We start from the raw sequence: 7,180 nt of genomic DNA, 5'->3' as shown, positions 1-7,180 counted from the left end.
CGCTCAGATGCGAAGAGCCGGTTATCGAGCTTGTCTTAGGCAGCGGAGTCCTCTACGCTAGACGGCCCGCCACTGTGGCACGCCCAATGCCACAATATGTATAGGGGGCGGGAGCTAGGGCGGTCAGGTTGCTAAACTTGAGCCCCGTAGATTTCGTCTGTTAATTCCGTGTTCTCGGTGAGTATTGTGTTAGGGGTCCGGTTGAGCGCGGTAATAATGCTGCTCCCCAATGCTTGTGCGACGGGAGGGGGGAAGGCATTTCCGACTTGCCGGTAGGCCGCTGTCTTTCTCCCAGAAAATTTCCAGTCATCGGGAAAGCCCTGAATGGCGGCTGTCATTTCTACGGTAAGCTTAGGTATTCCATCGAGCGGAAAGTCCGGTCCGGGGGCTTCGTCTGCAACCGTGCCACCATTGACACCCAACGAGGCCCAGGCTTGTCGGGCGCGTGTCGGCCCTAAGTCTGGCCCCCCGTGCTTTTTCGATCCACCAACCAACGTTGGTCCAATCGTATTCGCGCGCTTCGCCCATTCCATCGCACCTGGCCATCCGTTGGACGCCATATGTTGGTAGAGCACATCCCCGACAGTTGGCGGTGTACCTACTGGCTCGGGCCAGTGAAAGTGGCCTGCGTCGTTTAGGTTAATGCCGACGAGGACGAAACGCGGCCGCAGCTGGGGGACTCCGTGTTGCGCCGCATGAATGAGTTGCCAGTTAACGACGTATCCAAGATCCTCCAACCGTTCGATAATCTGTCCTCTATAGTCGGAGAACTTCGCACCAGCGAGACCGCGAACATTTTCGAGCAGAACTGCCCGCGGTCTAATGGCTTGTACTAAGTCAAGCGCCACGGGGAACAGATCACGTTCGTCATCCTGTCCAAGCTGCTTGCCAGCTATCGAGAATGGGGGGCACGGCACACCGCCTGCTACGAGGTCTACGCCGAGGAAATCGTCACCGTTGATATCTCTAACATCAGCTTCTATTACATTCCAACGCCGATCAAGGGGTACGTTCGGATTATCCCGATTCAGTCGCAATGTGGCGCACGCATGCGGATCAATTTCGACCACAGCGGCGTGAGCAAAACCGGCTTGTTCCAAACCCAGGGCCTGGCCCCCCGCTCCTGCGCAGATCTCAAGGGCAGTCAGCACGACTCAGAGCCTCCATTGTTGAACAAGCAGCATCACGCCAACGATAGCCCAGATCCGTTGGGCGGGGCTCGCGCGAAGGGCGCCGACACCGGCGCACGGGTTCAGTGGACGATGTCCATGGTTGTTCATGCGTCACTTTCTACAGCTCAGGTACGACAGGCTACGAACGAACCCGCGCCTCCTTAACGATGCTTTGGATCCGAAGCCGGCTCAAGCCGAGTTGGCCACATCCCCCCACCCGTCGAACCCCGACGGGTCGTGCCTGCCCATGTTGGCGTGCTCGAACAGGCCCCATCCCTCGTCGCCGTTGCAGGTCGCGCGCGCCACGTGGTCCACGACGTTGAACGGCAGCATGCCCACCACGTCGGGGGAGGTCATGTCGTAGGTGACGGACTCGCTCCAGTCGCGGCCCATCCAGCGACCGTGTGACCAGGCCGGGTCGCCCACGTAACCAGCGCCCATGCTCAGCGGGACACCGCCCAGGGTCTCGACCTCCAGCAGTAGTGGCTCACCCCGAGGCGTGGTCAGGTGCAGTCGGGCGCGCTCGGGATGTCGGGTGCCGCTGCGGTAGTCGACCTCCAACCGCGGCCAGCCCAGCTGCTCGATCCGCCCGTCGGCGAACACCCGGCTTGCGTGGTTCAGCGTGCGGTGCCCGTCGGGGCTCTCCTGCAGGATCACGACCATCGCGTAGTCGTCGAAACGCAGTGGAATGTAGGTCCACCAGAACCCCTCGCGCGGTTCGGCGGCCCACCGGCCCGGGGGATCGGACTCGCCGCTCGGGCGGATCCCCCACGAGCGGTCGCGGGTGCCCAGCCACACGTCGGGGTCGACGGAGAAGTCACGGCCGTCGACCGAGAGCGTCCCCGACCAGCTGCCCACCTGCGCGAAGCGGCTCGCGTCCAGCATCGCGCGCGTGCCCTCCAGTAGGACGTGCCGGTCCTCGAGTACTGCGTCGAACGACCCCTCCCACGTCATGTCCATCGACAGGTCCGGGTGCTCGCAGACAAGACGCAACGACCGCAGCGGGTCGATCACCTCGATCCGGTACCCGCCCACGGTCGTCTCCAGCGACCGCGACCCGAGGGCGTCGGAGAACCGCACCGATCGCTGTGTGTCGCCGTGGCGCACCGTCGCGAACGCGTCCACCACGCCGAGGTTGGGGTACACCCCGAACCCGGTCACCAGGAACACCTCGCCGGTGCGGTCGTGCGCGTTGAAGTAGTAGCGGTCGTAGAAGTTCCGATCGCTCGTGCCCACCTGCGCCATCGGCAGCGGCGTCTGGTGGACGGGGAACTCGTCGAGCGGGGTGGGTTTCACGTGGATCCTCGGGCAGTAGACGAACGCTGGCGGGGTGGGGGAGAGGCTGGTGGGTGCGGGTCCGGCGGGCGAGGTCAGTCGGCGATGAGTTGCGCCAGCTTGGTGTGGTGCAGGACGTACTCGTCCGGGTGGGGTGGTGGTTCCTGTTCACCGAAGTGGATACGACGACGAGTGATCCGCGAGAGGATCACGGCCTGCCGCAGCCCGGCGTACACGTAGTAGAACGGCAGATCCCGGACCGTCGAACCCGTCAGCTGTTCGTACTGTTCGATGACCTCGCGGTGCTTGAACAAGTCCGGAATCCCGGGGAAGTCAAAGGCCACCGCGAGTTCCTGGAACACGTCGTGGAAGTACAGGAACCACCCCAGATCCACCTCGGGCGGCGCGATGGTCGCCATCTCCCAGTCCAGGACGGCGGTCGGTCGCGTCCCCTCGTAGAGAATGTTGCCGATCCGCGCGTCGCCCCAACTGAGGGCGTCCGGGCTGGTCTCGTCGGGCCAGTGGGCCTCGATCCAGTCGAAGGCTCGGTCGATGACGGGGATCGTCAACCCGTCCTCGCGGGTTGTCCACTCGTAATAGGCCCGCTGTTCGTCCACGTGGGCGCGCAGCGCACTCATGCCGGGCGCGGGAGCGAGCGAGGACACCAGTTCGGCGGGCGCCGGGATCTGGTGGATCGCGGCCAACACTGCGATGGACTCCCGCTGCAGCTGGCGTCGCTGTTCGGGGTCCATCTCCAGGAGCCAGCCGTCGAAGACGTACGGGGGGTTGTCGACCGGCGCCCGCCCGGTGGCCCGGTCCATCACCAGGAACGGCGTGCCGAGAACGGCCGGGTCCTGCTCCAGCCAGCGGACGCGCGGGACCGGCAGGTCGGTGTTCTCGCGGACCACCCACATCACGTCGAACTGTGTCTGCAGGTCGTAGACGGGGAACACAGGAAACGCGTCGTCCTGTGGGCACATCCGTGCCACCAACTGCGCGGACCGGCGCTCGGCCGAACCGGCCGGGGTCCAGGCGGCGCCGAAGAGCACCGAGATGTTGGACATCCCCGAACTCTCCGGCCTGCTCACCGCCGACACCTCGACCCCGGCGTCGGAGTCCACCTCGTCCCGGCCGGCCAACCAGAGGGTCAGGCGCTCGCGGAACTCATCGAGGTCGGCCTCGCCGGAGGTGATTCGTTGGTTGAGCGGTTCATCTGAACGCGTCGGTGTGGAAGTGGACTCGGTGGACGTCGCCGGCGTCGCGTGGTCAGTCATGTGGTCGGGACCCTTCGTGCGGACCTGCCGCGCGGGCGATACCCGCACTCGGCCCAGTGTGACCCACGGCACATAGAGAGAAACTCGAAACGCGCAACCCCGGGGCCGTTCCCGGCGGAGGGGACGCGCCCGTCGTCGTCGTCATATTCAGGCGTAGAGACGGGCCGCCCTGCGCCACCACCCCGGGGGTGGGGCGGGGCGGACAGGGGATCGGTGATCCGTCACCGAACGGCTCGCGTCGGTAGCCTCGGAGCGCGGGTCGTGCCGGCTCGAACTCCCAGAAGTGAACGCAGAAAAAGGTGTGCAGTTGTCGATCCCCTTGAGCATCCTCGACCTGGTCTCCATCTCCGACGGCTCGACCGCCCGGGAGGGCATCGCCGCCTCGATGGAGTCCGCGCGCCTCGCCGACCGGCTCGGGTACCACCGGCTCTGGTTTGCCGAGCACCACAACACCCCCAACCTCGCGTCCAGCGCCACGGCACTGTTGATCTCGCAGGCGGCCTCGGTGACGGAGAACATCCGCGTGGGCTCCGGCGGCGTGATGCTGCCCAACCACGCCCCGCTCATGGTGGCCGAGCAGTACGGCACGCTCGCTAACCTCCACGGCGACCGCATCGACCTGGGCCTGGGCCGCGCCCCCGGAACCGACGGGATGACCGCCCAGGCACTGAGCCGGTCGTCGGCCGAGCCGCAGGCCTTCGCCCAGCACATCTACGACCTGCAGGCGTGGTTCGGCGAGACCGGTACCGCGCACAGCACCCCGATCCTCTCGTCGGTCTCACAGGGCATGGAGGTGCCGATCTGGGTGCTCGGGTCCACCGTGAACGGCGCCTCGATCGCCGGTCAGTTGGGGCTGCCGTTCTCGCTGGCCTCGCACTTCGCGCCCGACCAGATCGACGACGCCATCCGCGTCTACCGGGAGTCCTTCAGCACCGAGGCGCCCACCGCGCGCATCGACACGCCCCAGGTGATGGCCGGGATCAACGTGATCGTCGCCGACACTGACGCTGAGGCGCAGCGACAGTTCACGACCCTTCAGCAGATGTTCCTCGACCTGCGGGCGGGGCGGCGGCGCAAGATCCAGCCGCCCGTCGACCCGGAGCAGTTCGCCGGCAGCTCGCCCGGGATGCTCGAGATCAGCGCGGTGGGATCGCCGGAGACCGTCAAGGCGCAGCTGGACGAGTTCGTCGAGCGCACCGGCGCCGACGAGTTGATCACCGTGACCTACGCGTTCGACCCGGCGGTGCGGAACCGGTCGATCGAGCTGCTGGCCGAGCTGTGGTTCTGAAACTGGATTGGTCCTGAGTCCGGTGGGGACTGCGCCGCGGCGCTGGTAGAACGAGGCATGGCCATCGACGCATTTGAACCCCACCCCCTCGTCCGCCTGCTCGGCATGCCTTCGGCGGAGTTCACCGCGAACGCCCTCGTCCGGGCGGTCGAAGAGCTGGGACTGGAGCAGGTGAACCTGCGCTACGTCGGCGGCGACGGCCGTCTGAAGACCCTGGCCTTCCCCATCAACTCCCGCCAGCACCTCCACGAGGTTCTGACGCGAGGAGAGCGCGTGGACGGCTCGAGCGTATTCCCCGGGACCGACACCGACGCCAGTGACGTCTACATCGTCCCGCGCCACCGCACCGCCTTCCTCAACCCCTTCGGCGAGCGGACCTCGCTCGACGTGCTGTGTTCCTTCTACCGCGAGGACGGCACGCCGCTGCCGTACGCGCGCGAGCAGGTCGTGCGCCGCGCCGCCGAGGTGCTGACGCAGGAGACCGGCATGACGCTCGAGGCCTTCGGCGAGCTGGAGTACTACCTCGTCAATCAGCCAGAGGCGCTCTTCCCCGTGGAGGAGGAGCGCGGGTACCAGGAGTCGGGCCCCTTCTCCAAGCACGAGCGGGTCCGCGAGCAGGTGCTGGGTCACCTCTCCTCCACGGGGGTGCCGCTGAAGTACGCCCACGGCGAGGTCGGCAACATCCTCGAAGATGACCGTCAGCTGGTCCAGCACGAGATCGAGCTCCAGCCCGTGCCCCTGGAGCAGGCTGCCGACAACCTCGTCCTGGCCAAATGGGTGGTGCGCGAGGTCGCCTACGCCCACGGCCTCGAGGCGACCTTCGCGCCACTGGTGAGCGGCGAGGGCGCAGGCAACGGACTGCACATCCACAGCCGGCTCGTGCGGAACGGCACCAACACCGTCGTCACCAAGCAGGGGATCAACGACACCGGGCGACGATTGATCGCCGGCTACCTCTCGGCGGCCAGGGCGCTGGCCGCGTTCGGCAACACGGTCCCCACGTCCTACCTGCGGTTCACCGCCGGCGACGAGTCACCCGAGGACATCTGCTGGGGCGAGAAGGACCGCACCGGTCTGGTGCGGGTCCCACTGGCCTGGGGCGGCGACGTGCTGGCCGACATGGTGGCCCACGCCAATCCCGGAAGCACCGAGCCCGTCCCCGAACCGGCCACGGACCCCCAGACCATCGAGTTGCGACTCGGCGACGGCTCGGCCGACGCGCACCTGCTCCTGGCCGGCATGGCGGTCGCGGCGACGCGCGGCCTGAACGACCCCGGGAGCCTGGAGCAGGCCGAGCACCTGAAGGCGGACTACAACGACGACTTCGAGCAGCTGCCCTCCTCGTGTACCGAGGCGGCCGACGTCCTCGAGGCCGAGCGTGGGGTGTTCGAAGCCGACGGCGTGTTCCCCGAGCAGCTCATCGACGCCGTGCTCGCGGGCCTGCGCGAGGCCGACGACAACACGCCGGGCGGGGAGGGTGCTGACGACGAGACCGCGCGGGAGGAGCTCATCCGCCGTCACTGGCACGTGGGGTGAGTCCCGCCGTGACGCGGCTGGACTCGGCTAGTGGCCCGGCGGGCGATGAAAGGACGTGGTGACGACGCCTTCTGTATGGCGGTACGACGCAGTGTGTCTGAACCGTCGACTATCCTCGAAGCCATGGAAGGTGACGGGACGACGAGGGCTCAGCGTACTCAGCGACGCGTCCGCGCGATTCGGTCTATTCGCCGCACTTCAGAATTGGAAGGGGCCACTAGCACGAGCGCCACGCGAGCTGACCAGCTCGCATATGCGCGTGGCACCATCAGTGCCTCCGAGCTGGGGGATCGCGTCCGCCGCCGGTACAACATCTCCTAGCCGAGTGCCGCACCCGTGGGATTCAGGGAGCCATGAACGGAATTGGTCCGGGTATTTCATTCCCGGTACTACAGTGCTCAGGAACAAGCTGAATATCTCCGTTGTTGGTGATCTCCGAGACGCGGAGAACGATCTTGTCGAAGCGCGGCTCATCGAGCTCCGAGAAGTCCCAGAGCTCTTGGGTGAGCGAACGTACGACCTGGCGTTCTTCCAGGCGATCCACCGCCACTTGTTTCAGGATGTCTACGCCTGGGCGGGCGATCTACGAACTGTGGGCATCGAGAAAGGGGCTCTTCGCATCTGAGCGTGGGGTC

Annotated in this window: 6 protein-coding genes and 1 pseudogene; 4 read left to right on the top strand and 3 right to left on the bottom strand. The window is 66.3% G+C overall.

Annotated features, from left to right (window positions below; genetic code table 11):
• Positions 1 to 131 precede the first annotated feature (131 nt).
• From G6020_RS07925 to G6020_RS07915, 3 genes are all read right to left on the bottom strand, one after another.
• The gene (locus G6020_RS07925) at positions 132 to 1,151 is read right to left on the bottom strand and encodes a DNA (cytosine-5-)-methyltransferase (RefSeq protein WP_182610253.1); all 1,020 of its coding nucleotides are present in this window, start codon (positions 1,149 to 1,151) and stop codon (positions 132 to 134) included.
• Positions 1,152 to 1,361: 210 nt separating this feature from the next.
• The gene (locus G6020_RS07920; RefSeq protein WP_182610252.1) at positions 1,362 to 2,468 is read right to left on the bottom strand and encodes a hypothetical protein; all 1,107 of its coding nucleotides are present in this window, start codon (positions 2,466 to 2,468) and stop codon (positions 1,362 to 1,364) included.
• A gap of 74 nt (positions 2,469 to 2,542) precedes the next feature.
• Positions 2,543 to 3,721 carry a phosphotransferase family protein gene (locus tag G6020_RS07915; protein ID WP_182610251.1) on the bottom strand — a complete coding sequence of 393 codons (1,179 nt, stop codon included), beginning with the start codon at positions 3,719 to 3,721 and terminating at the stop codon, positions 2,543 to 2,545.
• 307 nt (positions 3,722 to 4,028) lie between these two features.
• On the opposite strand from G6020_RS07915, the gene G6020_RS07910 reads away from it, so the two are divergent.
• The 4 genes and pseudogenes from G6020_RS07910 to G6020_RS07895 form a co-directional block, all read left to right on the top strand.
• Positions 4,029 to 5,009, top strand: a complete 981-nt coding sequence (locus G6020_RS07910; protein ID WP_182610250.1) for an LLM class flavin-dependent oxidoreductase — start codon at positions 4,029 to 4,031, stop codon at positions 5,007 to 5,009.
• 57 nt (positions 5,010 to 5,066) lie between these two features.
• Positions 5,067 to 6,545 (top strand): glutamine synthetase family protein, encoded by a 1,479-nt coding sequence (locus tag G6020_RS07905; RefSeq protein WP_182610249.1) that lies wholly within the window; start codon positions 5,067 to 5,069, stop codon positions 6,543 to 6,545.
• A gap of 123 nt (positions 6,546 to 6,668) precedes the next feature.
• Complete coding sequence (locus G6020_RS07900) at positions 6,669 to 6,866, top strand: antitoxin VbhA family protein (protein WP_182610248.1); 198 nt, start codon at positions 6,669 to 6,671, stop codon at positions 6,864 to 6,866.
• Positions 6,867 to 6,870: 4 nt separating this feature from the next.
• Positions 6,871 to 7,152: pseudogene (locus G6020_RS07895) on the top strand (cell filamentation protein Fic); the annotation flags it as partial.
• Between the last annotated feature and the right edge of the window lie 28 nt (positions 7,153 to 7,180).

This window comes from Dietzia sp. B19 (assembly GCF_014145155.1).
In the GTDB taxonomy this organism is placed as follows: domain Bacteria; phylum Actinomycetota; class Actinomycetes; order Mycobacteriales; family Mycobacteriaceae; genus Dietzia; species Dietzia natronolimnaea.
The sequence above is the reverse complement of the archived record's forward strand: the minus strand, read 5'-3'. Positions and strand labels throughout refer to the sequence as shown.

Coding starts and splice junctions, on each gene's coding strand:
- G6020_RS07915 (WP_182610251.1), bottom strand. CDS start 3,721: ATGACTGACCACGCGACGCCGGCGACGTCCACCGAGTCCACTTCCACA.
- G6020_RS07905 (WP_182610249.1), top strand. CDS start 5,067: ATGGCCATCGACGCATTTGAACCCCACCCCCTCGTCCGCCTGCTCGGC.
- G6020_RS07900 (WP_182610248.1), top strand. CDS start 6,669: ATGGAAGGTGACGGGACGACGAGGGCTCAGCGTACTCAGCGACGCGTC.